At 67.0% G+C, this 24,632-nt stretch carries 18 protein-coding genes and 6 pseudogenes; 15 read left to right on the top strand and 9 right to left on the bottom strand.

Annotated features, from left to right (window positions below):
• Positions 1 to 304 precede the first annotated feature (304 nt).
• Together G4G31_RS19980 and G4G31_RS19975 are read right to left on the bottom strand one after the other, a co-directional pair.
• A complete protein-coding gene (locus tag G4G31_RS19980; protein WP_229425139.1) occupies positions 305 to 721 on the bottom strand; it encodes a response regulator in 417 nt (138 codons plus the stop codon).
• Positions 722 to 876: 155 nt separating this feature from the next.
• A complete protein-coding gene (locus G4G31_RS19975) occupies positions 877 to 1,089 on the bottom strand; it encodes a DUF3820 family protein (protein ID WP_182989071.1) in 213 nt (70 codons plus the stop codon).
• Between the two features lie 73 nt (positions 1,090 to 1,162).
• Between G4G31_RS19975 and G4G31_RS19970 the strand changes: the two genes are divergently transcribed.
• Positions 1,163 to 1,582 (top strand): DUF1810 domain-containing protein, encoded by a 420-nt coding sequence (locus tag G4G31_RS19970; protein WP_182989070.1) that lies wholly within the window; start codon positions 1,163 to 1,165, stop codon positions 1,580 to 1,582.
• Positions 1,583 to 1,592: 10 nt separating this feature from the next.
• Here G4G31_RS19970 and G4G31_RS19965 read toward each other — a convergent pair whose 3' ends face one another.
• Both G4G31_RS19965 and G4G31_RS29465 read right to left on the bottom strand, forming a co-directional pair.
• Positions 1,593 to 2,159, bottom strand: a complete 567-nt coding sequence (locus G4G31_RS19965; RefSeq protein WP_182989069.1) for a sulfatase-like hydrolase/transferase — start codon at positions 2,157 to 2,159, stop codon at positions 1,593 to 1,595.
• Positions 2,160 to 2,322: 163 nt separating this feature from the next.
• Positions 2,323 to 2,508: pseudogene (locus G4G31_RS29465) on the bottom strand (sulfatase); the annotation flags it as partial.
• On the opposite strand from G4G31_RS29465, the gene G4G31_RS19960 reads away from it, so the two are divergent.
• The 12 genes and pseudogenes from G4G31_RS19960 to G4G31_RS19915 all read left to right on the top strand — a co-directional run bounded on the left by G4G31_RS19960 (position 2,507) and on the right by G4G31_RS19915 (position 19,590).
• A complete protein-coding gene (locus G4G31_RS19960) occupies positions 2,507 to 2,950 on the top strand; it encodes a hypothetical protein (protein ID WP_182989068.1) in 444 nt (147 codons plus the stop codon). The pseudogene G4G31_RS29465 and the gene G4G31_RS19960 overlap by 2 nt on opposite strands.
• 706 nt (positions 2,951 to 3,656) lie before the next feature.
• Positions 3,657 to 5,145, top strand: a pseudogene (locus G4G31_RS19955) (NYN domain-containing protein).
• Positions 5,146 to 5,240: 95 nt separating this feature from the next.
• Entirely contained in the window at positions 5,241 to 5,672 is a 432-nt protein-coding gene (locus tag G4G31_RS19950) for a hypothetical protein (RefSeq protein ID WP_229425137.1), read from the top strand.
• A 640-nt stretch (positions 5,673 to 6,312) separates the two neighbouring features.
• Positions 6,313 to 7,782 carry a sodium:solute symporter gene (locus G4G31_RS19945; RefSeq protein ID WP_182989067.1) on the top strand — a complete coding sequence of 490 codons (1,470 nt, stop codon included), beginning with the start codon at positions 6,313 to 6,315 and terminating at the stop codon, positions 7,780 to 7,782.
• A gap of 27 nt (positions 7,783 to 7,809) precedes the next feature.
• Entirely contained in the window at positions 7,810 to 9,528 is a 1,719-nt protein-coding gene (gene sppA, locus G4G31_RS19940; RefSeq protein WP_229425136.1) for a signal peptide peptidase SppA, read from the top strand.
• Positions 9,525 to 9,677: a hypothetical protein gene (locus G4G31_RS26955; RefSeq protein ID WP_229425135.1), complete on the top strand. Its 153-nt coding sequence runs from the start codon at positions 9,525 to 9,527 to the stop codon at positions 9,675 to 9,677. The genes sppA and G4G31_RS26955 overlap by 4 nt, the downstream gene beginning before the upstream one ends.
• A 379-nt stretch (positions 9,678 to 10,056) precedes the next feature.
• Entirely contained in the window at positions 10,057 to 10,665 is a 609-nt protein-coding gene (locus tag G4G31_RS28660) for a biotin/lipoyl-binding protein (RefSeq protein WP_308621767.1), read from the top strand.
• Complete coding sequence (locus G4G31_RS28655; RefSeq protein ID WP_308621765.1) at positions 10,662 to 11,579, top strand: efflux RND transporter periplasmic adaptor subunit; 918 nt, start codon at positions 10,662 to 10,664, stop codon at positions 11,577 to 11,579. The genes G4G31_RS28660 and G4G31_RS28655 overlap by 4 nt, the downstream gene beginning before the upstream one ends.
• Positions 11,576 to 14,674 (top strand): multidrug efflux RND transporter permease subunit, encoded by a 3,099-nt coding sequence (locus G4G31_RS19930; RefSeq protein ID WP_182989066.1) that lies wholly within the window; start codon positions 11,576 to 11,578, stop codon positions 14,672 to 14,674. The genes G4G31_RS28655 and G4G31_RS19930 overlap by 4 nt, the downstream gene beginning before the upstream one ends.
• Positions 14,671 to 17,945 (top strand): annotated as a pseudogene (locus tag G4G31_RS19925) (efflux RND transporter permease subunit). Before G4G31_RS19930 ends, G4G31_RS19925 begins: the two are co-directional and overlap by 4 nt.
• An 8-nt stretch (positions 17,946 to 17,953) precedes the next feature.
• A pseudogene (locus tag G4G31_RS19920) lies at positions 17,954 to 19,354 on the top strand (efflux transporter outer membrane subunit).
• A 53-nt stretch (positions 19,355 to 19,407) separates the two neighbouring features.
• Entirely contained in the window at positions 19,408 to 19,590 is a 183-nt protein-coding gene (locus tag G4G31_RS19915; RefSeq protein ID WP_182989065.1) for a hypothetical protein, read from the top strand.
• Between the two features lie 27 nt (positions 19,591 to 19,617).
• On the opposite strand, the gene G4G31_RS19910 is transcribed toward G4G31_RS19915, so the two are convergent.
• Positions 19,618 to 19,854 carry a helix-turn-helix transcriptional regulator gene (locus G4G31_RS19910; protein WP_182989064.1) on the bottom strand — a complete coding sequence of 79 codons (237 nt, stop codon included), beginning with the start codon at positions 19,852 to 19,854 and terminating at the stop codon, positions 19,618 to 19,620.
• The gene (locus G4G31_RS19905; RefSeq protein WP_182989063.1) at positions 19,854 to 20,213 is read right to left on the bottom strand and encodes a hypothetical protein; all 360 of its coding nucleotides are present in this window, start codon (positions 20,211 to 20,213) and stop codon (positions 19,854 to 19,856) included. Before G4G31_RS19905 ends, G4G31_RS19910 begins: the two co-directional genes overlap by 1 nt.
• 228 nt (positions 20,214 to 20,441) lie before the next feature.
• Between G4G31_RS19905 and G4G31_RS28650 the strand changes: the two are divergent.
• Positions 20,442 to 21,167, top strand: a pseudogene (locus tag G4G31_RS28650) (alpha/beta hydrolase); the annotation flags it as partial.
• A 128-nt stretch (positions 21,168 to 21,295) separates the two neighbouring features.
• Here G4G31_RS28650 and G4G31_RS19900 read toward each other — a convergent pair.
• A complete protein-coding gene (locus G4G31_RS19900) occupies positions 21,296 to 21,643 on the bottom strand; it encodes a YnfA family protein (protein WP_182989062.1) in 348 nt (115 codons plus the stop codon).
• Positions 21,640 to 22,221, bottom strand: a complete 582-nt coding sequence (locus tag G4G31_RS19895) for a MerR family DNA-binding protein (protein WP_202033662.1) — start codon at positions 22,219 to 22,221, stop codon at positions 21,640 to 21,642. The genes G4G31_RS19900 and G4G31_RS19895 overlap by 4 nt, the downstream gene beginning before the upstream one ends.
• Positions 22,222 to 22,347: 126 nt before the next feature.
• Between G4G31_RS19895 and G4G31_RS19890 the strand changes: the two genes are divergently transcribed.
• Positions 22,348 to 23,577: an acyltransferase family protein gene (locus G4G31_RS19890; RefSeq protein ID WP_182989061.1), complete on the top strand. Its 1,230-nt coding sequence runs from the start codon at positions 22,348 to 22,350 to the stop codon at positions 23,575 to 23,577.
• On the opposite strand, the pseudogene G4G31_RS19885 reads toward G4G31_RS19890, so the two are convergent.
• A pseudogene (locus G4G31_RS19885) lies at positions 23,480 to 24,468 on the bottom strand (bile acid:sodium symporter family protein). The gene G4G31_RS19890 and the pseudogene G4G31_RS19885 overlap by 98 nt on opposite strands.
• Positions 24,469 to 24,632: the final 164 nt, after the last annotated feature.

Below are 24,632 nucleotides of genomic sequence, written 5' to 3'. Positions count from 1 at the left end.
GGCGCGCGACCTCGTTGAGCGCATCGCTGGCCTCGCCGCGCAGCGAACCCCTGCAGGTGCGCCCAGAGGCGCAGGAAAGGCAGGCGCTCGGCGGGGTGCAGCGGCGGCAGGGAGAGGGGTGCCTCGCCGACGATGGCGGCGTTGAGCAGCGGGCGCCAGCGCGCCAGCACGCGCGCCTCGTTGCGTTCGCTGCGGCGCAGCACGATGCGCATGCCGACGATCTGCAGGGCAAGCAGGATCGTGAGCAGCAGCGCCCCCAGGCCGGTCCAGATGGCGGCAGCGATGAAGGCATCGGAGGACGGCGTCAATGCCGGTCCAGGCGGGCTAGGCCCCCGGCCGCAGGTAGCGGCGCACGCGCGCCAGCAGCTCCCCGGGGCTGGAACGGCTTGATGACGAAGTCGCTGGCGCCGGCGTCGAGCGCGCGCACGGTGTCGCGCTCGGTGTTCTTTGCGGTGAGCATCAGCACGGGGATATCGCGCCAGAGCGGCTGGGCGCGGATCAGGGCCACGATTTCGAACCCGTCGACATACGGCAGCATCACGTCGAGCAGCACCAGCGCCGGCGGCTCGGCCTGCGCAATATGGGCAGACGCGGCCCGGCCGTCGGCCATGTGCACGACCTGGTAGCCCTGGCGCTCGAGCATGAAGCGCAGGACTTGCGAGATGTGTTCGTCGTCCTCGACGATGAGGACGGTGGGCGCCGGGCCCGCTGTTGTGTGCATGCGCTGACGGATTCGGGAATAGTGCAATGGTTGACTGCGGCAACATTATAGCCAACCCGCATGGTGCCGGGCGCGCCAGCCGGGCAGCCTCTTGGAAATATACTCAAATTCGTCATTTCCGTTGCTGACTGGCAACGCAGGGCTGGGTGCCGCGGCTAGCGTCCACGCAGCGGGTCGAGCAGGCCGCGCAGGTCGTTGTGGTCGAGCTCGTACATGAGCGACAGCAGTTCGCCCAGTTCGCCGCGCGGAAAGCCTTCGCGCGCGAACCAGCCGAGGTAGTGGCCGGGCAGGTCGGCGATCTTGCGGCCCTCGTATTTACCGTACGGCATCTCGCGCGTGAGAAGCAGGAGCAGGTGTTCGGGTGTCATCGTGGTGCCACTTTAGCAAAGAGTGCGAAAGGCGTAGCATGGACGCTACGAACGCTCGACTGGGAGAATCGTCATGAACCAAGATTTCGACCTGGACCGCTTCGTCGCCGCCCAGGACCCCGTGTATTCCACCGTCCTCGCCGAGCTGCGCACGGGCAGGAAGCGCAGCCACTGGATGTGGTTCGTGTTCCCGCAGATCCAGGGCCTGGGCAGCAGCGAGATGGCGCGCCGCTATGCGATCGCCTCGAGCGACGAAGCCGCCGCCTACCTGGCGCATCCCGTGCTGGGGCCGCGCCTGCGCGAGTGCGCCAGGCTGGTCGCCATCCACGACGACCGCGCCATCGGCGAGATCTTCGACAGCCCGGACGACCGCAAATTCCATTCCTCGATGACCCTGTTCGCCGACGTCGCGCCCGACGAAGCCGTGTTCCAGGGCTGCCTCGACACCTTCTTCGATGGCGAGCCAGATGCCGCCACGCTGGAACGCCTTTGAAGCCGCGGTGTCAGGAATTCTTGAAGTCGATTTTCAGGGGCAAACTCGGCGCCTGCCAGCGGTAGCGGCGGTCGAGCACGTCGCGTTTCGGTTCGGCGCCGCGCCAGTCGATGCCGAGCAGGCGGGTCAGGCTGTAGCCGAGCCAGTCGCCGCGTACCGGGGCGCTCAGCCCTTGCGCCGGCGCCGCCCGGTCGAACGAACTCCACAGCATCAGCGGGATGCGGTAGCCGTCCGGCGTGGTCGCGCTGTGGCCGGCGCGGTCGATCGTATGGCCCACTTCCTGGCCGTGGTCGGACAGGTAGACCCAGACCTGCTTGCCGGAAGCCTGGCGCGACAGGTCGAGCGTGGCCGCCACGGTGCTGTCGTGGTAGCGCACCGCCGAATCGTAGTCGTTGCGCAGTTCGCGCAGCCAGGCCGGACGCCCGGCTGCGCGCAGGCGCGCGTCGACGCCGTCGCTGGCACCCGCGAAGGGCTCGAGGCCGGCCGGGTGGCGCATGCGGTAGTGCGGATGCAAGCCCAGCATGTGCAGCACGATCAACTTGCGCGGCGCCGGATCGGCCAGCGCCGCGCGTGCCACCGGCAGCACCTGTTCGTCGAGGGCGCGAGCCGCGGCCCGGCATGTTGTTCAGGATGCTCACCTGGTCGGCCAGGCGCGCATGCTCCTGCTCGATGGCGAGGTCGTTGTGGTTGCTGATCCAGAAGGTGCGGTAGCCGGCGGCCCGTGCCAGCGCCAGCAGGTGCACGCGCTCCTGCGCTTCCGGCGCGCCGAAATAGAACAGGTTGCGCAGGGCCGGCACCGTCGAGGCGTTGACCGACCAGGCATGGCGGAACACCTGCATCTGCCCGCCCAGCACGCGCTGGCGCTCGAACAGGGCGGGCGAGGTCGGGCGCGGGTAGCCATAGCTGCTGAGGTTACTGCGGTTCATGCTCTCGCTGATGACGAGCACCAGCGTGTCGGGACCGTCGGCCGACAGCACGGGCTTGATCGCGGCGGCGCCGGCCAGCAGTTCGCTGCGCTGGCGGCCGAGGCTGGCCCATTGCTGGCGCAGGTCGCCCACGTCCCGGGCCCATTGCGGCCAGAACAGCAGCGGATGGTGGCGGCGCCGGGGTTTGCTGACCAGGCTGCCCACCACCAGCGCGAACAGCAGGATGGCGAGCACGATGGTCCAGCCGCGCGGCCCGGGCAACTTCGGCGGCGAGCGCCACCAGAGCACCTGTCCCAGCCCCAGCGCTGCGCTCCACAACAGCCCGAACGCGCCCCAGGCCAGCAGGTCGCGCCAGTACATATTGACGAATTCGCGCGATTCCTCGCCTGTGGTGTTGGCGACGGCGGAGAGGACCATCGAACTGTTCGGCAGGGCGTCGTAGGCGGCGAGCAGGAAGCCGCGCACGGCGCCGTCGAGCACGAAGCCCAGCCCCGGGCGAAGCAGAGCAGGCCCTGCACGCTGCGCCGGCGCGGGGTGCCCAGCGGCCACCACAGCCAGAACCAGGCAGGCAGCGCCAGCACCAGCATCTGCCAGGCGCGCGTGCCCCGGTGGTTTGCGAGAGGATGGCGGCGGCCTGGGGCAGGGCCGTCAGCAGCAGCGGCAGCGCGCGCTGCACTGCGCCAGGCAGGCGCGTGGGCGATGTGACGGGAGCGGCGAGCTCGTCGAGGCAGGATTGCATGGGTCCGGGATGCTGGGGAAACGGATCAGGCCACCGCGCCGGCACGCGGCGGGCAGCGTGGGCAGGTGTGGCGTAAACGGACGACAAGGCGCTTCGATGGGGTCATGCAGGCTCGCAGGTGAAGGTTGCGGTACTGATTTCGCACCCGGTGGTAATCTTGATTGCGGTGCGGAAAGATTACCCGGTGCGGGTCAAGTGTATACCGTCGAGCGACGTATGCACGTTACGATTGGAAAATTTTTTTGGGCATGGCAAGTTTTACAGCACGCCGGGCGTAGCGCACGGCGCACGCGGCGGCACGCTTGATGGGACATGCGCGGGAGCGCTTCACGTTGTGCGTATAATCCGGCGGGTAACCGTCCTTCTTAATTAGAAAATAACAAACATGGCTTCATCCGAAAACATCAGCATGGCGGTCTTCTGCGACTTCGAAAACGTCGCACTGGGCGTGCGCGATGCGAATTACGAAAAGTTCGACATCAAACCCGTGCTCGAGCGGCTCCTGCTCAAGGGCAGCATCACGGTCAAGAAAGCCTATTGCGACTGGGATCGCTACAAGGGCTTCAAGTCGACCATGCACGAAGCGAACTTCGAGCTGATCGAAATCCCGCATGTGCGCCAGTCCGGCAAGAACTCGGCCGACATCCGCCTCGTGGTCGACGCGCTCGACCTCTGCTACACGAAGTCGCACGTCAACACCTTCGTCATCATCAGCGGTGATTCCGACTTTTCGCCGCTGGTCTCCAAGCTGCGCGAAAACAACAAGCAGGTGATCGGCGTGGGCGTCAAGCAGTCAACCTCCGACCTGCTGGTGGCGAACTGCGACGAATTCATCTTCTACGACGACCTGGTGCGCGAAGTGCGCCGCGCGGCTGCGAAACGCGATGAACGCAAGGCGCAGCCAAGCAAGCGTCCGGGCGACGACCGCCGCAAGGAAGAACTCGACGCGCGCAAGACGCAAGCCCTGGAAATGGTCGCCGAGACCTTCGACGCGCTGGTCTCCGAGCGTGGCGACACCGGCAAGATCTGGGCTTCGCTGCTGAAGGACACCCTCAAGCGCCGCCGTCCGGAATTCTCCGAGGTGTACTTCGGCTTCCGCACCTTCGGCAACCTGCTGGAGGAAGCGCAGGCGCGCGGCCTGTTCGAATTCGGCCGCGACGAGAAGTCGGGCACCTATGTGTTCCGCAGCAGCAGTGCGCCGGCCATGCCGGCGCTGGAAGGGATGGCCAGCGCCGATAGCGTGGCCGACTTGCCGGGAGCTCCTGGCGAGGATGCCGCGCCACCGGTCGAAGCCAGGGAAGAGAACAAGGCCAAGGGCCGCAGCCGTGGCGGCCGTGGCCGCAAGAACACGCGCGGCGAGGTGCCCTTCGTGGCGGTGACGCCGGACGAGGCCGTCCAGGCGTCGGACGATCAGGAAGTGCTCGAGCCCATCGTCGAAGAGGCCGCGTTCGACATTGCCCAGTCGTGGCCCACACCAGTGGCCGACGAGGCGGAGGTGCCGGTTGCCGAAGAGGCAGCACCGCTGCCGGAGACGGCTTCTGCCGAGCCGGCCAAGAAGGAAAAGCGCCGTGCGCCACGCAAGGCGGCGGGCAGGAAAAGCACCGGCGGCGGATGCCGCGCCGGCCGACCTTGCTCCGGCCGATGCCCCTGCGGACGAGGCCCCGGCGGCCGAGGTGCCCGTGGCCGAGGTCGCAGCGCCGGTGGCGGCGATGGCGATGGATGATGCGGACGAGGAAGACGAACACGCCTTGCCGGACGACGTCAACGGCAACGTGGCGCCCGGCGAGAACGCCACGCGTGCGAAAGCCGGCCGCGGCGCACCCGCGCGTCCGGCACGCAAGCCGGCTGTGCGCAGCCGTCGTCCCGCCAAGCCGAAGGGATCGTCGGGTAATTCCTGACCGCTCCCGGCCGCGCGTCAAGGCGCGGCCCTGGCCCTGGTTTGGCCGGGCAGTACAGGGAAGGTCGTTCAACCGTCGTCGACAAAGGAGTCGCCATGCGTGTGCTTGCCGGATTGCTGCTGTCCCTGATTGCCGTCCTCCAGCCCGCGCTGGCCGCCCCGCCCGCGCCGGCGGCCAGCCATCCCATCCTCGGGATCTGGAAACTGAGCCTGCCCGACCTGCGCTGCTCGGAAACCTACCGCTTCCGCGGCGACGGCACCACCCTGGTGACCTCCGCCGAGGAGGTGTCCGAAAGCGAATACCGCATCCCCGACAAACCCAGCGCCAGGGGCTTCTACAAGCTGGAAGACCGCATCGTCAAGGACAACGGCAAGAAGGATTGCGCCGGCGAGATCATGAAGGTGGGCACCCAGGCGACGAATTTCGTGCGCTTCCATCCGTCGGGAGCGCTGTTCCTGATGTGCAGCGACGAGACGATGCAGGCCTGTATCGGGCCGTTCGAGCGGGTGGAGGGGGAGGAGACCTGATTCCTGGCTGACGGCTCCGGCGGTTGTAGGGTGGGCTCTCGAGCCCACGCGGGATCACGGGTGGCATGGCGGCGAAATCGCTCTGATACGTGTCGTCCGCGTTGACCGATGGGGTGTTCCGCGACACGAAAGACAGCGTGGACACAGGTGTCCACCCTACGTATCGCGAGTATCGTTGGTCGCGGCAGTCCGTAGGGTGGACTCCCCGAGTCCACGCGGTATCACGGTGTGCATGACGGCGAAATCGCTCCGATACCTGTCGTCCGCGTTGACCGATTGGGTGTTCCGCGACACGAAAGACCGCGTGGACACAGGTGTCCACCCTACGTATCGCGAGTATCGTTGGCCGCGGCAGTCCGTAGGGTGGACTCCCCGAGTCCACGCGGTATCACGGTGTGCATGGCGGCGAAATCGCTCTCACCCATGTCGTCAGGGAGAACTGGTCGGGTATTCCGCGACACGAAAGACCGCGTGGAGTCATTGAAGCCGGGGGGCATTGAAGCTGGGAGCTTCAATGCAATGACGTGTCCACCCTGGGTATGGCGGTGCATCGCCCGCCAACGATCATCACCGGCCGCGGTAGTCGGGTACCGCGCGAGGGTGTATATTGCTGTGCGAAACGTATATCACCCACGCACACATGTCCCCGGTTCTCCTCTTCTGCATCCTCATCGCCTATTTCGCGCTGCTCCTGGGCGTGGCCTGGGCCACCTCGCGCAACGCCAACAACGACAGCTTCTTCATCGGTAACAAGAGCAGCAACTGGATGCTGGTCGCCTTCGGCATGGTCGGCACCACGCTTTCCGGCGCGACCTTCATCAGCGTGCCGGGCGCGGTCGGCAAGGATGGCTTCGGCTATGGCCAGATCCTGATCGGCTACGTCATCGGCTACATCGCCGTGGCCTATATCCTGCTGCCGCTGTACTACCGCCTGAAGCTCACCTCGATCTACCACTACCTGCAGGTGCGCCTCGGACGGCGCGCCTACCAGAGCGGCGCCGGCTTCTTCATCGTCTCGCGCCTGCTGGGCTCGACCGCGCGCCTTTACCTGGTGGTGAACATCCTGCAGGCGCTGATCCTCGACGGCCTGGGCATTCCGTTCTGGCTGACCACGCTGGTGATTCTCGCCATGATCCTGATGTACACCTACCAGGGCGGCGTGAAGACCATCGTCTGGACCGATACCCTGCAGACCTCCTGCATGCTGTTCGGCCTCTTCGCCTGCGCCTGGTTCCTGCTCGATGCGCTGGGCATGTCGGTGCCCCAGAGCCTGGACGCGATGCGCTCAGAGGGCCTGGCGCGCATCTTCACGACGGACTTCGACAGTCCCAACTTCTTCCTCAAGCAGATCGTCGCCGGCGTCTTCATCGTGCTGACGATGACGGGCATGGACCAGGAAATGATGCAGAAGACGATCTCGGTGAAGACGCTGGCCGACTCGCAGAAAAACCTCCTGAGCCTGACCGCCGTGCTGGTGGTGGTGCTGTCGGCCTTCCTCTTCCTCGGCGGCCTCTTGTACCTGTATGCGCCCACCGTCGGCGTGGCGGCCACCGGCGACAGGATCTTCCCGGCCGTGGTGATGGGGCATTTACCAGGCGCGGTGCAGATCATCTTCCTGATCGCGCTGGTGTCGGCCCTGTTTCCGAGTGCCGACGGGGCCATTACCGCGCTCACCTCGACCTTCTGCATCGACATCCTCGGCATCCAGCGCCGCGCGGACCTGAGTCCGGCCGCCCAGGAAAGCCTGCGCCGGCGCGTGCACCTGGGCTTTGCCGCGTCCTTCCTGTTCCTGGTGCTGGGCTTCAAGCTGATCGACGAGCCGAGCATGATCAATATCATCCTGAAGCTGGCGGCCTATACCTATGGCCCGCTGCTCGGCTTGTTCGCCTTCGGCATGCTGACGCGGCGTACGCTGCACGACCGCCTGGTGCCCTTCGTGACAATCGGCGCACCGATTCTTTGCGCGGTTCTTGAGTTTTATCAGCAATATTTGCTCGGAAGCTACCGACTGGGCCTTGAACTGCTGATTCTCAATGGCATACTCGTATTCGCCGGCCTGTTCGCAATCTCGAAGGCGGAGAGCGCGGACAACCTGGCGCTCACGGCCTGACCTTTTATTTCATTTAGCGGAGTCCTGATGTCCTTCAAGCCCATGTCTACCCTGCGCCGCGGCTTCGGCGCGTTCTGGCGCGGCCTCGACGCCACCCGGCGCTTCGTGCTCAATGCCCTGTTCCTGCTGGTGCTGGTGATCCTGATCGTCGCCCTGAGCAGCGGCGGTCCGAAGCCGCTGGGCGCGAAGACCGCGCTGGTGCTCGAGCTGCGCGGCGACCTGGTCGAGGAGCACAGCGGCGACCTGCGCGACGCGCTGCTGTCGAACGTCGGCGGCGAAGTGCGCCGTACCGTCGAACTGCGCGACCTGCTCAACGTGCTCGAAGCGGCGCGCAAGGATGAGAACATCGGCAGCGTCGTGCTGCTGCTCGACGAACTCGACGGCGGCGGCATGGCCATGCTGCACGAGGTCGGCGCCGCGATCGACCGCGTCAAGGCCGCCGGCAAGCCCGTCGTCGCCTGGGGCGGCAGCTTCGACCAGAAACGCTACCTGCTGGCCTCGCACGCCACCGAGGTGTACATGCACCCGATGGGCATGATCCTGATCGAAGGCTTCGGCCACCACCGCAATTATTACCGCGACGCCCTCGACAAGCTGGGCGTGACGGTCAACCTGATCAAGGTCGGCACCTACAAGAGCGCCGCCGAGCCCTTCATCGCCAACGGCCCTTCGCAGGCCGCCAGCGAAGCCGACGCCTACCTGTATGGCGCTCTCTGGCAGAACTATACGGGCACCGTCGAGAAGAACCGCAAGATGGCTGCCGGCGCCCTGGCGCGCGGCATCGACCAGCTGCCGCAATTGATGGACGCGAGCGGCGGCAACGCCGCCAAGGTCGCGCTCGACCTGAAGCTCATCGACGGCATCAAGACGCGCGACGAAGTGCGCAGCATGATGGTCAAGCGCGGCGTCTATGACGAGGCGGCCAAGAGCTTCCGCCAGGTGTCGTATGGCGACTACCTCGCGCGCCATCCGCAGCCGGCCTTCGGCGACGCGGTCGGCGTGATCGTCGCCGCCGGCGAAATCACCGACGGCCAGGGCGGCCCGGGCACGGTCGGCGGCCGCTCGACCGCCAACCAGATCCGCCAGGCCCGCGAGGACGACAGCATCAAGGCCGTCGTGCTGCGCGTCGATTCGCCTGGCGGCAGCGCCTACGGTTCGGAGCTGATCCGCCGCGAACTGGAACTCACGCGCGCGGCCGGCAAGCCGGTCGTGGTCTCGATGGGCAACGTCGCCGCGTCGGGCGGCTACTGGATGTCGATGGCATCCGACGAGGTCATCGCCGACCCGGCCACCATCACCGGCTCGATCGGCGTGTTCGCGCTGCTGCCGACCGCCGACAAGGTAGCTGACAAGCTGGGCGTGCACACTGCCGGCGTGACCACGACCTGGCTGGGCGACGCCTACAACCCGCTGCGTCCGCTCAACCCGCGCTTCGGCCAGTTGGTCCAGTCCAGCATCAACAACGTCTACCGCGAATTCACCACCAGGGCCGCCGTCGCGCGCAAGACCACCCCGGCGAAAATCGACGAAGTCGGCCAGGGCCGCGTCTGGACCGGCGCCCAGGCCAAGGAGCGCGGCCTGGTCGACCGCCTCGGCAGCTATGACGACGCGTTGCGTTCGGCTGCCAAGCGCGCCAAGCTCGGCGACGATTTCCGCGTCACCTACGTCGAGCGGCCGGGCACGGCGCTGGAGCGTTTCCTGTCCATGTTTGGGGTGTCGGCGGCACAGGTGTTCACCATCCGGTGAAGCTGGGCCTGCTCCCCGACGGCCTGCCGAACGCGCTGCCGGCCGGCGCGGCGGCGCATGTCGCCAGGGACCTGGGCTGGCTGTCCGAGCTGGCCGATGGCAAGAAGCCATTTGCCGCCGTGACGCACTGCCTGTGCGAAATGCCGTAAGGTCGACTCGATTCATGTAGCGAGTTTGTATCCGTTGTTACAATTGTAAGAAGAGGGCCCCGGGTAATCCGGGGCTTTTTTCGTCTGCGCTTCCAGCATCCGGCCTATGGCAGGCAGGGCGTAAAGCGGCGTAAAGAACGTCGACCTGCCTGTATTTACCGCTCCGGATGTCGGTTGCACTATGTACGTTACGAAACATAGTGTGCCGATTCGTCATGCTACATTCCAAGCTCATTGCATAGCACTCAGCGCGCCTGATAAAGGCCCCATTGCAGCGTTGCATCGTCTCGGCGTACTTTCGTACTGTCTTCGACGGTGCGCCTTGCACTGGAGCCTTTCTCAGGCGCGCTCGGTCGCAGACCGAATAACAAGGATGAGCATGGATTCGAACGTTTCCCCCAACAAGGCTCCGAAAACCGACACCGAACGCCGCCGCGGCAAGCGCATCGGCACCATCGTCGCCGTGCTGGCGATGGCGGCGCTGGCCGCACTGGCCTGGTACCTGACCCATCGCACGCCGCAGGGCGGGCGGACCGGGTGCGGCCGGCACCCAAGGATCTGCTGGCGGGGGACGTGGCGGCGGCGCACCTGGCGGGGCGGCGGCCGCGGCGGGCGCGGGGCGCCGGCCACCACCGTCGGCGTGGCGACGGCCGAGCAGGCGAACATTCCGGTCACGCTCGAGGCCTTGGGAACGGTGACGCCGGCGACCGTGGCCACCGTGCGCCCCCAGGTCTCGGGGGTGCTGCAAAAGATCCTCTTCACCGAAGGCCAGATGGTGCGCGCCGGCCAGGTGCTGGCCACGATCGACCCGCGCCAGTCGGAAATCGCCCTGTTGCAGGCCACGGGCCAGCGCCAGCGCGACGAAGCCCAGCTGGAAAACGCGCGCCTGCTGCTCTCGCGCTACCGCACGCTGCTCGAACAGGACTCGATCGCGCGCCGGAAGTCGACACCCAGGCCGCGCTCGTGCGCCAGCTGGAAGCGACCGTGAAAACCGATACCGCGGCCGAGAACCTGGCGCGCCTGAACCTCTCCTACGCGCAGGTGAAGGCGCCGATCTCGGGCCGTGTCGGCCTGCGCACGGTCGACATCGGCAACCTGGTCGGCAGCGGCGACGCCAACGGCATCGCCGTCATCACCCAGTTCTCGCCGATCGACGTCGAATTCGCCGTGCCCCAGGACCAGGTCCCCGAACTGCAGGGCCGCATCGCCGAGAACGCGAAGCTGCCGGCGACCGCCCTGGACCGCACCCGCAGCACGACGCTCGCCACGGGCCGCTTCGCCGCGCTCGACAACCAGGTCGATACCCAGACCGGCACCGTGCGCGCGAAAGCCCGTTTCGACAATGCCGACAACAAGCTTTTCCCCAGCCAGTTCGTCAACCTGCGCCTGCAGATCCGCACCATCGAGAACGCCGTGGTGGTGCCCGTGAACGCACTGCGCCACGGCGCCGACGGCGACTTCGTCTACGTGCTCAATGAAGCCGCGCGCACGGTTTCGCTGCGCAAGGTCAAGCGCGGGCAGGCGACTGTCGATCGCATCCAGGTGAGCGAGGGCCTGAAGGCGGGCGAGAAAGTGATCACGGAAGGGGCCGACCGGCTGAAGGATGGAGCGAAGGTGACCCTGCCGGGCGATCGGCCGCAGGGAGCTGCGGGCGGGCAGCGCGGGCAGGGGCGCTGCACGTGGCCAGGGTGCCCAGGGCGAGCGTCCGCGCCGCCAGCGCGAAGGAGCGGGCCAATGATGGGTTTCGTAGGGTGGGCTCTCGAGCCCACGCGGTATGACGCATCCATGTCGAAACCGTCCCGCATCGCGCGCGCGTCGTGTGCGAACACGGTCGTGGTCGATCATCCGTTCAATCCGCGTGGGCACGAGTGCCCACCCTACGGGTCAATGGTGCACCCATGAGCCCCTCCGGCCCCTTCATCCGCCGCCCGGTCGCCACAGCGCTCCTGATGCTGGCCATCGTGCTGGCCGGCCTGGTCGGCTACAAGTTCCTGCCCCTGTCGGCACTGCCCCAGGTCGACTTCCCGACCATCCAGGTGCAGACCCTGTATCCCGGCGCCAGTCCCGAGGTCATGTCGCGCACCGTCACCGCCCCGCTCGAACGCCAGTTCGGCCAGATGTCGGGCCTGACGCGCATGAGTTCGACCAGCGCGGCGGGCGTGTCGGTGGTGACGCTGCAGTTCGGCCTCGGCCAGACGCTGGACGTGGCGGAACAGGAAGTGCAGGCCGCGATCAATGCCGGCGGCTCGCTGCTGCCGGCCGACCTGCCGGCGCCGCCCGTCTACGCCAAGGTGAATCCGGCCGACGCCCCCGTGCTGACGCTGGCGATTACCTCGGATACGTTGCCGCTCACGGAAATCCAGAACCTGGTCAACACGCGCCTGGCCCTGAAGATCAGCCAGGTCTCGGGCGTGGGCCTGGTCTCGCTCTCGGGCGGACAGCGCCCCGCGGTGCGCATCCAGGCCGATACCGAGGCACTGGCCTCGCACGGCCTGGGGCTCGACACGCTGCGCAGTGCGATCACGGCGGCGAATGCCAACAGTGCCAAGGGCAGCTTCGACGGCCCGACGCGCGCCTATGCGATCAACGCCAACGACCAGCTGGTCACCGTCGACGATTACAAGAACCTGATCGTCGCTTACCGCAACGGCGCGCCGGTGCGCCTGGAAAACGTGGCGCGCGTGGTCGACTCGGCCGAGAACGTGCGCCTGGGCGCCTGGGCCAACCTGAAACCCGCGATCATCCTGAACGTGCAGCGACAGCCCGGCGCGAACGTGATCGCCACCGTCGACGCCATCAAGGAGCGCCTGCCGGAACTGCAGGCCGGCCTGCCAAGCGCCCTGCGCCTGGACGTGCTGTCCGACCGCACCACGGGCATCCGCGCCTCGGTCGAACACGTGCAGATCGAGCTGCTGCTGGCCGTGGTGCTGGTCGTGCTGGTGATCTTCGCCTTCCTCCACAGCGTGCGCGCCACGGTGATCGCCAGCCTGGCCGTGCCGATCTCGCTGGTCGGTACCTTTGGCGTGATGTACCTGCTCGGCTACAGCCTGAACAACCTGTCGCTGATGGCGCTGACGATCGCCACCGGCTTCGTCGTCGACGACGCCATCGTCATGATCGAGAACATCGCGCGCTATATCGAAGAGGGCGAAAAGCCAATGGCGGCCGCCATCAAGGGCGCGGCGCAGATCGGTTTCACCATCATCTCGCTGACGGTGTCGCTCATTGCCGTGCTCATTCCGCTGCTGTTCATGGGCGACGTGGTTGGCCGCCTGTTCCGCGAGTTCGCCGTGACGCTGGCCATTACCATCCTGATTTCGGGCCTGGTGTCGCTGACGCTGGTCCCGATGATGTCGGCGCGCTGGCTGCGCAGCCATGAGGAAGAAAAACCGGGCAAGTGGGCGCGCAAGACCCAGGCCTTTTTTGAGCGCGTGATCCACAAGTACGACCGTGGCCTCGAGTGGGTATTGGCGCGCCAGGGCCTGACCCTGATCGTCGCACTTGCCACGCTGGGGCTCACCGCCTTGCTGTGGGTGGTGATCCCGAAAGGCCTGTTCCCGACCCAGGACACGGGCCAGCTGCAGGCGCGGGTGGAAGCGCGCCAGGCGATTTCATATGCGCGCATGGCCGAGATGCAGCAGGCGGCGGCCAAAGCCATACTCGAGGATCCAGAAGTGGAGTCGCTGGCATCCAATGTCGGAGTCGATGCCGCCAACAACACGATGCTCCACACGGGCACCATGCTGATCAACCTCAAGCGCGATCGCGACGGGGATCTGGATGAGATCATGGACCGGCTGCGGAAGCGCGTTGCGAACGTGGCGGGCGTCACGCTCTACCTGCAGCCCACCCAGGACCTGACCATCGATGCCGAAACGGGGCCTACCCAGTACCGGGTGTCGCTGGAAGGCGCCGACAATGCCATGGTCATCGACTGGGCAAACAAACTGGTCGCGCAGATGGGCCAGCAGAAGCGCCTGCGCAACGTCACCACCGACGCCGGCGCGAAGGGCATGGCCGCCGTGGTGCACATCGACCGCGACACCGCTTCCCGTCTTGGTATCACGGCGTCCTCCATCGATGACGCCCTCTACAGCGCGTTCGGCCAGCGCATCGTCTCGACCATCTTCACCGAAACCAACCAGTACCGCGTGATCCTGGAAGCGCAACAGGACGAGGCCATGTCCCTGGCGGCACTCGGCCGCCTGCAACTGCGCACGAGTTCCGGCGAGCCGACCCCTTTGTCCGCCGTGGCCACCATCCGCGAGGAAGAAGCGCCGCTGCAGGTGACCCACGTGGCCCAGTACCCGGCCACCACCATCGGCTTCGACACCGCGCCCGGCACGTCGCTTGGCCAGGCCGTCGACGCCATTCGCGAGGCGGCAAGCGACATCAAGCTGCCCGCCTCGGTGACGCTGAACTTCCTCGGCGCTTCCGGTGCCTACGAAAACTCGCTGTCGAACCAGCTCTGGCTGATCCTGGCGGCAGTGGTGTGCGTCTACATCGTGCTGGGCGTGCTCTACGAGAGCTACATCCACCCGCTGACGATCCTGTCGACCTTGCCCTCGGCCGGCGTCGGCGCGCTGCTGGCCCTGTGGATCACGGGCCAGGGCCTGGGCGTGATCGGCATCATCGGCATCATCCTCCTGATCGGCATCGTCAAGAAGAACGCGATCATGATGATCGACTTCGCCATCGAGGCCGAGCGCGACGGGGGCAAGAGCCCGCTCGAGGCGATCCGCCAGGCGGCGCTGCTGCGCTTCCGGCCGATCCTGATGACGACGCTGGCGGCCCTGTTCGCCGCCGTGCCGCTGATGTTCGGCTGGGGCGAGGGCGCCGAACTGCGCCGGCCGCTGGGCCTGGCCATCTTCGGCGGCCTGATCGTCAGCCAGCTGCTCACGCTGTTCACGACGCCGGTGATCTACCTGGCCTTCGACCGGGTGTCGCGGCGCTGGTCCGGACGTGCGCCGAGCAAACCGCATGAGGTCGGCGCATGAATTTGTCGAAGCCTTTTGTCCAGCGCCCGATCGCGACCGTCCTGCTGACGCTCGGACTGGCGCTGGCAGGCATCGCCGCCTTCTTCGTGCTGCCGGTCTCGCCGCTGCCGCAGGTCGATTTTCCGACGATTTCGGTGTCGGCGTCGCTCCCCGGTGCGAGCCCGGAAACCATGTCCAGCAGCGTGGCGACGCCGCTCGAACGCCGGCTGGGGGTGATCGCGGGTGTCAACGAAATGACCTCGAACTCGGGAAATGGCTCCACCCGCGTCAGCCTGCAGTTCGACCTGAACCGCAAGATCGACTCCGCGGCGCGCGAAGTGCAGGCCGCCATCAACGCGGCCCGTGCCGACCTGCCGGCAACCTTGCGCAGCAACCCCACCTACCGCAAGGTCAACCCGTCGGATGCGCCCGTCATCATCCTGGCGCTCACCTCGAAGACGCGCAGCCCGGGCCAGATCTATGAAGCCGTGTCGAACATCGTGCAGCAACGCCTGGCCCAGGTGCCGGGCGTGGGCGAAGTGGAGATCGGGGCGGCTCGCTGCCGGCGGTGCGCGTCGAATTGAATCCCTATGCGCTGAACCGCTACGGCGTCTCGGCCGAGGACGTGCGCGCGGCCATCCAGGCCAGTAATCCGAACCGCCCGAAAGGCGCCATCGAAGGCGACGGCCGCCGCCTGCAGATCTATTCGCAGGCCGACACCGCGACGAACGGCAGGACCGCCGCCGACTACCGCGGCCTGGTGGTCGCCTGGCGCGATGGCGCGGCCATCCGCCTGCAGGACATCGCAGAGGTCATCGACGGCCCGGAAAACATCAACACCCTGGGCCTGTTCAACGGCGAGCCGGCCGTGATCGTGCTGATCACGCGCCAGCCGGCGGCGAACGTCATCGAAACGGTCGACGGCGTGCGCGCGCTGCTGCCAGTCCTGCAGGCGCAACTGCCAGGCGACGTCACCCTGCAGGTGGCGTCCGATCGCACAAACTCGATCCGCTCCTCGCTGCACGAGATCGAATTCACGCTGATGCTCTCGATTTTGCTGGTGGTGCTGGTGGTGAGCGTCTTCCTGCGCAGCGTGCGCGCCACCATCATCCCGGCGGTGGCAACCATCGTCTCGCTGCTCGGCACCTTCGGCGTCATGTACATGCTGGGCTTCAGTCTGAACAACCTGTCGCTGATGGCGCTGACGGTGGCCACCGGTTTCGTCGTCGACGATGCCATCGTGGTGCTGGAGAACACGGCGCGCCACATCGAGGCGGGGATGGACCGCATGGCAGCCGCCTTGCTGGGCGCGCGCGAAGTGGGTTTTACCGTGCTGTCGATCAGCCTGTCGCTGGTGGCCGTCTTCATCCCGCTCCTGTTCATGGGCGGCCAGGTCGGGCGCCTGTTCCGCGAGTTCGCCGTCACCTTATCAAGCGCGGTCATGATTTCGCTGGTCATTTCGCTGACGACCACGCCGATGATGTGCGCCTGGCTGCTCAAGAAAGGCCACACCATCGAGCGTCCGCCGGGCCGCCTGGCACGCTGGGCCGAGGGCGGCTTCAACCGCCTGCTGCGCGTGTACGAGCGCGCGCTCGACTGGGCGCTGGGCAGCATGGGCCTGGTGATGGTGATCCTGGTGTTCGTCATCGGCCTGAACGTGTACCTGTTTTCAAGCGCGCCGAAAGGCTTCTTCCCGCAGCAGGACACGGGCCAGATCAGCGGCGGCATCCGCGCCGACCAGAGTATCTCCTTCCAGGCCATGCAGGCAAAAATGCGCCAGCTGGTGAACATCATCAAGCGCGACCCGGCCGTCGACACCGTGGTCGGTTTCACCGGTGGCGGCAGGGCAGGGGGCGGCTTCATGTTCATCAACCTCAAGCCCGCCTCCGAGCGCCTTGACAAGGGCCAGGCCGTGATTGCGCGCCTGCGCCCGAAACTCGCGCGCGTGACGGGCGTGTCGCTGTTCCTGAATCCGGTGCAGGACCTGCGCATGGGCGGGCGCTCCAGCAATTCCACCTACCAGTACACCCTGAAAAGCGACAACAGCGAAGACCTGAAGGAATGGGCCGGCAAGCTGGCCGACGCCATGAAACGCCAGAACGCGCTGGTCGACGTCGATACCGACCAGGCCGAGAACGGGGTCGAGATGTATGTCTCGATCGACAAGCAGACGGCCGCCCGCCTGGGCATCAGCACGCGCGACGTCGACAATGCGCTCTACAACAACTTTGGCCAGCGCCAGGTGGCCAACATCTACGATGAGCTGAACCAGTACCACGTGATCATGGGCGTGGCGCAGAAGTATGCGCAGTCGCCGGAAGCGCTCAAGGATGTGTATGTGCCGGCGCGCGGCAGCGGCGGCAGCGCCAATGCCGCCACGGCGTCGGCCAGCGCCGGTGCATCCAACGCGGCGGCGAGCGGCAGCACCCCGGCGCCCGCGTCCACGCTCAGTGGCACGCGCGATGCGTCCAGCGGCGCCGCCCTGTCCGGCAGCGCCGCCAGCATGGTGCCCCTGTCCGCCATCGCCAGCTTCGCCGAAAGCTCCACCCCGACCTCGGTGAACCACCAGGATGGCGAACTGGCGACCACGGTGTCGTTCAACCTCGCCGAAGGCTTCAACCTGGAGGATGGCCAGGCGGCGGTACGCCAGGCCGAAGCCGATATCGCCATGCCGGCCAACGTGCGCGGCAGCTTCGAGGGCACGGCACGCGCGGCGCAGGAATCGAACCAGCAGCAGCCGCTGTTGATCGCTGCGGCCATCGTCGTGATCTACATCGTGCTGGGCATCCTGTACGAAAGCCTGATCCACCCGATCACCGTGCTGTCCACCTTGCCCTCGGCCGGCGTGGGCGCGGTGCTGGCCCTCCTGATGTTCAACATGGAGTTTTCGATCATCGCGCTGATCGGCGTGTTCCTCCTGATCGGCATCGTCAAGAAGAACGCCATCCTGATCATCGACTTCGCGCTCGAACTGGAACGCTCGAAGGACGTGCCGGCCCTGGCCGCCGTGCGCGAAGCCTGCCTGCTGCGCTTCCGCCCGATCCTGATGACGACCCTGGCCGCGGCGCTGGGCGCGCTGCCGCTGGCGATCGGCGGCTTCGGCGAAGGCTCCGAGCTGCGCCAGCCGCTGGGCATTGCCATCATCGGCGGCCTGATCGCCAGCCAGTTGCTGACCCTGCTGACCACGCCGGTGGTCTATGTCCTGCTCGACAAGCTGCGCCGCAAGACGCCGGGCGAGCGCGAACTGGCACGCCATCCGATCGACGAAGCCGTCCCCTCCATTTCACGATGAGACACCGTATGCAGAGAACCACGCCGTTTCGACTGACCCTGCTGGCACTGGCCCTGAGCCTTGCCGGCTGCGCCGTGGGCCCGGCCTACCGCGTTCCGGAAACGCCGGCACCGGCCAGCTTCAAGGCGCTCGATGGCTGGGTGCCGGCGGCACCGGCGGACGCGCTCGAGCGCGGGCCCCGGGTGGCAGCTGTTCAGGGACCCGGTGCTGGACAGTCTCGCGGCCGGGGTCGAGGTCTCGAACCAGAACGTGGCGCTGGCCGCCGCCAATTATGCGCAGGCGCGCGCCCAGGTGGCGCAAGCGCGCGCGACCCTGTTCCCGACCCTGGATGCCACCCTCTCCGGCAACCGCTCCGGCGTGCGCGGGGAAAGTGCCGGCAGCAGCTACCGCCTGAACCTGGGCGGCAGCTGGGAGCCGGACGTCTGGGGCGCCTGCGCGCCGGCGTGACGAGCGCCCAGGCCGGCGCCGCGGCGAGCGCCGCCGACCTGGCGAACGCGCGGCTGTCGGCCCGGGGCGAAGTCGCCGCCAACTACTTCAGCCTGCGCGCGCTCGACGCCCAGCATGCCTTACTTAAGCGCACGATCGCCGGCTACGAGCGCGAACTGCAGATCACCCAGAACCGCTTCAAGGTCGGCATCAATGCCCGCACCGACGTGCTGCAAGCCGAAACCCAGCTGGCCAGCGCCCGCGGCGACGAACTGACCCCGGTGCGCCAGCGTGCCCAGTTCGAGCATGCGATCGCGATCCTGCTCGGGCGCGCGCCGGGCGCGTTCGCGCTGGCGCCGCTGCCCGAATGGCAGGTGACGGTACCCGATGTGCCGGTGGGCGTACCGGCCACGCTGCTGCAGCGCCGTCCGGATATCGCCGCGGCCGAGCGCGATGTCGCCGCCGCGAACGCGGAGATCGGCATCGCGCGCGCGGCGTATTTTCCGAACATCGGCCTGTCCGCATCCGGCGGCACGGCGGCCAGCCGCGTGGCCGACCTGTTCTCGGTGTCGAACGCCGCCTGGTCCTTCGGCCTGTCGGCGGCGCAGTCGATCTTCAATGCCGGCGCGACGCGCGCGGGCGTGGCCGCGGCCGAGGCGCGCCATGCGGCGGCGGTCGCCCGCTACCGCCAGACGGTGCTGAACGCCTTTGCCGATGTCGAGGACCAGCTGACCGCGACGCGCGTGCTGGCGCAGCAGCAGGAATTGCGGCGCCAGGCATCGCAGGCGGCCGACCTGGTCGAGCAGCAGGTGATGAACCGCTACCGCGCCGGCCAGGTGGGCTATACGGAAGTGGTGCAGGCGCAGGTGACGGCCTTGAACGCACGCCGCGCGCTGCTGCAGGTGCAGTCCGACCGGCAGACGGTGGCGGTGGCGCTGATCCAGGCGCTCGGCGGAGGCTGGCAGGCGCCGGCGCATCCTTGAAAGCGGGCGGATCGGGCCCATATCGAGTGCTCATCCATACGACAGGGCCCGCCATGTTCTTCTTCCGCCATCCCAGGCCAGTCATCGATGGCCGCGCCGTGGCCGTGCAGGTGGTGCAGCAGAAGGCCACGCGCGAGACCTCGCATGCGGTGCTGGTGGTCGATACGCCTGCGGGAGCCGGGAAGGCCGGCATGCCAGACACGCCGTCTGCGAACGACAAGCGGCCCGCAGCCTGATCCGCGTGCATGGGCCACGCCGGCGCCTTACATCTCGGGCCCCTCGCCCTCGCCGGGCTCGCCCGGCACATGGCGAATGATGTCGCCCGGCTGGCAGGCCAGCCGCTCGCAGATCTTCTCCAGCGTCGAGAAGCGGATGCCCTTCACCTTCCCCGATTTCAGCAGGCTCAGGTTCTGTTCCGTGATGCCCACATAGGCGGCCAGTTCCTTCGATTTCACCTTGCGCTGGGCCAGCATCACGTCCAGGTGCAGCACGATCGCCATCAGACGAAGCCCTCGTTGTCTTCGGCGATGCGGCGCGCCTCGTGCATCATCGCCGCGACCACGAAGAACAGGGCGCAGACGAGCAGCAGCAGGAGCTCTTCCGACGACACGCCGAGATTCAGGGGCCGGGCCGCCGCGCCGAAACCATGGCGCCATACCAGCACGCGCAGCGCCGGTTCGATGCCGGTCAGGAGCAGGGCCGTGAGAATACCGGCGACGAAGGCCTTCATGTCGCCCACCGTGCGCAGCGCGAACATGCTCCCGGCGGCGCAGGCGCGCAGCATGCGGTCCAGGCGCCAGAGCGCATAAGCGAACGTCAGCAGGGCCGGCAGCGCACAGGCGAGCCCGGCCCAGCGCAACGGGGGGAGCCAGGCCGGCCACCGCGCCCGGCGCCAGCCCGCGCGGAAAGAACTGCATCGCGATGGGCCCGGCATGCAGCGGTTCCGGGAACATCCAGGACAGCATGAAATAGGCCAGCTGCAGCAGGGCCAGCAAGCCCGCCAGCGCGCGCACGACGCGGACGTATCTTGTCATTGACTTATTGTTATTCATTAACTTATTATCGTTTAACATTAATTTATTATTTAATGACAATCAGTATAACAGGAGGCGGGATGCGAATCGGATTCATGGCGGCAGGCTTGTTGGCGGGGGCATTACTGACGGGCTGCATGCAGGTGCGGGTGACGGAACGCCAGTTCATCCGGCCCGATGCGCCCGGCCGGGCGCCGGATGAACGGATGGCCGTCGAAGGGGTGAAAGACCTGTCGGTGCGGGCAGCGGATGGCGTCGCACTGAATGGGGTCCTGTTCGAGCAGCCGGGCGCACGCAGTACGCTCGTCTACTTTGGCGGCAACATGTTCCACCTCGACCAGCACCTGGACGCCTTGCTGCCGGTGCTGGCTGCGTGCGGCACGAATGTCGCCATGTTCGACTACCGCGGCTATGGCCGCACTCCCGGCCAGCCGACCGTCGAGAACATGGGGCTGGACGCCCTCGCCATCTTCGACGCGCTCAACGCCCGCTATCCGGGCCGCGTCATCGTGCATGGCCAGTCGCTGGGCGGCTTCATGGCCGCGAACGTGGCCCGTGCGCGGCCGGTACTGGCGGCGGTACTCGAGACCACGGCGACGAACGCGACCGGCCTGGTCGAGTCGCAGCTGCCGTGGTATGCCCGGCCCTTCGTCAGCATCGAGATGGCCGCGCCGCTGCGCCAGGCCGACAACCTCGCGGCCGCGGCACGCTTTGCGGCACCGACGCTCGTCATCGCGGCAGGAAAGGACCGCACGACGCCGCCGCGCATGGGCAAGGCCGTGTTCGATGCCGTACCGCGCAGCGACAAGCGCTGGCTGCTGCTGGAGGACGCCGGCCATAACGGCGCCCTGCATGCCCCGGCGCGGGGGCGGCCTACTGCGATTTCGTGCGTGCCGCGGCCGGCTGATCAGGCGCGCATATCCCCGGCCGCGATGACGGCGGCGCCACACAGGGCCAGCGCCACCCCGGCAACATCGCTCCAGCGCGGGGTGAGGCCGTCGACCAGCCAGAGCCAGGCCAGCGCGGTGGCAATGTAGACGGCGCCATACGTCGCATACACGCGGCCGCTGGCGGTGGGGTGGAGGGTGAGCAGCCAGACGAAGAGCACAAGGCTGGCGGCGGCCGGAACCAGCACCCGGGGCGCCGCTTTACCGGTCAGCCAGAGCAGCGGCAGGTAGCAGCCGACCAGCTCGGCGACGGCTGTCGCGAAGAACAGGCCGAAGCCGCGCGCCAGCGTCGGCAGGTCAAGGGTCATGCATGCCCTGTTGCGCCGGCGCCGTCGACTCCCGCGGCGCCATCGGCAGGTGGAAGGCTGGCCGCCGCGGCAGCCAGTGCGGAGGCACAGTCCGCGCGGCAGGTGCCTGCCAGCGCCATGTCCTCGACGGTGAAACAATCGCTTGCAGGCGCGCCGCTGCAGCTCGCGTCGCAGCGGTTCACGAAAGCGGCCAGGCTGCTCTCCAACCGGCGCATCTCGCCGATCTTGTGGCGGACCTCGTCCAGCTGCGACTGGGCGAGGCTGCGCACTTCGGCGCAGGGCCGCCCGCCGTCCTCGAACAATGCGGCCATCGCGCGCACCTGTTCGATCGGGAAACCGAAGTCGCGGCAGCGCTTGATGAAACCCAGGCGCCGCAGGTCGGCAGGGCGGTAATAGCGGTGGCCGTTGGCGCCGCGCTGCGGACGCGGCAACAGGCCGATCTGCTCGAAATAGCGGATCGTCGGCACGCTGCAGGCCGTGCTTGCAGCCATGGCGGCGATGGTCAATCGTGGTTGCGTCATCTCTTCCCCCGAAAAAGCGTGCACCTCGAGCGCCTGGCGCTCCCATCTTCCCATCATAAACACTTCGTCTATCATGCAGGCATATGTATCGGAAAATTGTCTAAAGAGAAAACATTTCCAAGTAGAATTAGCGCACGCTAAACGACCGTTCGCCGCAAGCGACGGGGACCTTGAAAGGGACACATGAACGGGGCCGACCGACTTCACGCATTCGACAACCTGCGCGCCGTGATGATGTGGCTCGGCATCCTGCTGCATGTCGCCATCAACCATACGACCGGTCCGTCGCCGCTGCCGTGGCGCGATTCCCGGACCACGCCGCTGGCCGACCTGGTCCTGCTGTTCATCCACGCCTTCCGCATGCCGGTGTTTTTCATCCTTGCCGGATTCTTTGTCGCGCTACTGGTCGCGCGGCGCGGGTATGCGGGCATGCTGCGCCAGCGGCTGCGCCGGCTCCTGCTGCCCTTCGTCGTCTTCTGGCCCATCCTCATCGTCTGCACGACGCTGCTGATGCTGGTGTACGTGCACGTGATGGCACGCGGAACGATCGGCATCGACGTCTCGCTGCTGGCGCGGAAAGGCGCCGGTGCCAGCCCCTTCAACACCATGCACATGTGGTTCCTGTATTACCTGACCTGGTTCTGCGTGCTGACGGCGGCGCTGGCACCGCTGTGGGAGCGCGCCTCGCCGGCGCTGCGCCAGGCGGTCGACACGGTCTACCTGGCGCTGGCGCGCAACTGGTGGGGCCTGCTGCTCCTGGCCATCCCGCTGGCGGTCGTGGGTTCCTTCTATCGCGCCGGCATGCTGGCCTCGAGCGGCTCCTTCATGCCGCAACTGCCCGAGACCGTGCACAACGGCCTGTTCTTCGTGTTCGGCCTGCTCGCCTACCGCCACCAGGACAGCCTGTTCCCGCGTTTCGTGAAGACCTGGCCGATCCATGCGATCGTGGGCCTGGCCGTGTTCGTCGTCGTGCTCGGCCTGTTCAAGACCTTCGTGACCAGGCCCGGCGCGGTGCCCCATATCGAAGTGTGGATCGCCTTCCTCTACAACCTGGCCAGCTGGCTCTGGAGCCTTGCCCTGATCGGGCTGTTCCTGCGTTACCTGCCACGCCAGAACCGGGTCTTGCGCTATGTATCCGAGAGTTCTTACTGGGTCTTCCTGGTACACATGCTGGGAACGATCGGCTTCGGCATCCTGGTCTACAGCCTGCCGGCGGGACCCCTCGTCAAGATGCTGATCAATGTGGCCGCAACGACCGCCGCATGCCTGCTGAGCTACCAGCTGTTCGTGCGCCGTACCTTTGTCGGCGTGCTGCTCAACGGTAGGCGCCTGCCTGGCGCCTCGCCCAGCGCTGCGCCAGCACCGCACACACCATCAGCTGGATCTGGTGGAACAGCATCACCGGCAGGATGATCATCCCCAGCGCGCCGGGTGCGAACAGGACTTTCGCCATCGGCACGCCGGTAGCCAGGCTCTTTTTCGAGCCACAGAACACGATCGTGATCTCGTCTTCCTGCGAAAAGCCCAGGCGCCGGCTGGTCCAGGTTGCCAGGGCCAGTGCGATGGCCAGCATGACGCAGGACAGGACGATGAGCGCGGCCAGCGTCGTGCCGGAGATCTGCTGCCACAGCCCCTGGCCGACGGATTCCGAAAACGCCGTGTACACCACCAGCAGGATCGAGCCCTGGTCGACATAGCGCAGCGCCGGCTTGTGGCGGTCGACGAAGGCGCCGATCCAGGGACGCAGCAGCTGGCCGGCGAGGAAAGGCAGCAGCAGCTGTTCGACGATCGCCGCTACCGCCGACCAGCCGAAGCCGGCGCCGCCGCCGCCACGGACGATCAACGCACCGGCCAGCAGCGGCGTGAGGAAAAAATCCCGAGGAAGTTCGAGGCCGACGCGCTGCAGACGGCCGCCGCCACGTTCCCGCGCGCCATCGCGGTAAAGGCGATCGAGGACTGCACGGTGGAGGGCAGCACGCACAGGAACAGGATGCCCAGGTAGAGGTCGGGCGTGAGCAGGGTCAGTGCCACCGGTTTCAAGGCGATGCCCATCAGCGGGAACATCACGAAGGTCGAGGCCAGCACCAGCAGGTGCAGGCGCCAGTGCAGCAGGCCGGCGACCACCGCCTCGCGCGAGAGCTTGGCGCCGTGCAGGAAGAACAGCAGGCCAATCGCCAGCGTGGTGAGGTCGCCGAGAACGGCGGCCACCCGGCCGGACGCCGGCAGGAAGCTCGCCAGCACGACCATGCCGAGCAGCGCCACTGTGTAGGGTTCGATGGCGAATCGGTGCGCAATCTGGCGCATGAGGGTGGAGACGGATGCCATGACGGTCTTTCGAAGAGCAGGCCTTGCGGGCAAAACGGCCATTCTAGCGCTTGCGGAGAAAGCCCTGTATTGACGTCTGCCCTCGGGCCAAAAAACCGTTTTGCGGCTGTGGCAACCGGGCTATACTCGCGCTTTGTTTTCAC

Source organism: Massilia sp. Se16.2.3, from assembly GCF_014171595.1.
Taxonomy (GTDB): domain Bacteria; phylum Pseudomonadota; class Gammaproteobacteria; order Burkholderiales; family Burkholderiaceae_D; genus Telluria.
Note: the sequence above shows the minus strand (reverse complement) of the source record. Positions and strands in the feature narration are given on the sequence as shown.